The 1092-nt window shown below is 69.0% G+C and carries 1 protein-coding gene; it reads right to left on the bottom strand.

Features of this window, described 5'->3' with window-relative positions; translation table 11 throughout:
• Positions 1-1092, bottom strand: a 1092-nt coding sequence (locus tag ACWEN3_RS46845; protein ID WP_452984589.1) for an acyltransferase domain-containing protein, incomplete at both ends; no start/stop codon positions are given.

Genomic DNA, 1092 nt, shown 5'->3' on the forward strand with positions numbered 1-1092 from the left:
CGGTCGGCTCGGAGTACAGGGATGGTGACGACGTCGTCCACACAGCCCTGGGCCATGCCGCTGAGGACACCGCCCGGGCCGATCTCCACGAACGTGCTCACGCCCAGTTCGTGCAGGGTCTGGACACCGTCCGCGAAGCGGACCGCTTCACGGACGTGACGGACCCAGTACTCGGGGTTGTACGACTCGGCCAGGCGGCCGGTGAGGTTGGAAACGACCGGAATACGCGGCTCGTTGAAGACCAGACCGCGCACGACCTCCGCGATCTCCTCCAACATCGGGTCCATCAAAGGCGAATGAAACGCGTGGCTGACCTTCAGCCGCGACGTCTTACGACCCTGAGCGGCGAACAGCTCGGCAATCGCCGCGACCGCATCCTCCGCACCGGAAACGACCACGGACCGTGGGCCGTTGACCGCCGCGACACCGACCTCGTCGGTCAGATGCGGCAGCACCTCGTCCTCGGTCGCCTGCACCGCGACCATCGCCCCACCCGCAGGCAACGCCTGCATCAACGCAGCCCGCGCGGACACCAGCCTCGCCGCGTCCTCCAGCGACAACACGCCCGCCACATGCGCGGCCGCGATCTCGCCGACCGAGTGTCCGGCCACGTAATCCGGCCGGACACCCCACGACTCCAACAAGCGGAACAACGCCACCTCAACGGCGAACAACGCCGGCTGCGTCGAACCCGTCTGGTTCAGTTCCTCGGAGTCCACATCGACGGGTGCGTCCAGAACCGCGCACACCTCGTCGTACGCCGCCGCGAACACCGGGTACGCCTCGTACAGTTCGCGCCCCATGCCGATCCGCTGCGAGCCCTGGCCCGAGAACAGGAACCCGACCTTGCCGCCGAGGCCGGCCGCGTTCTGGATGACGGCCGCGGACGGGGTGCCGGACACCAGCGCCCGTACGCCTTCGGTGAGTTCCTCCAGGCTCTCGCCGACGACGGCGGCCCGGCGGTCCCAGGCGGTGCGCGTCGTGGCGAGGGAGAAGCCGATGTCGTACCAGTCGCCGAGGTACTCGCGGGCCTCGCCGGGCAGCAGGGACAGCAGCGCGGGCTGGAGGAGCTGCCGTACGACGTTGAACGGC

Source organism: Streptomyces sp. NPDC004561, assembly GCF_053602155.1.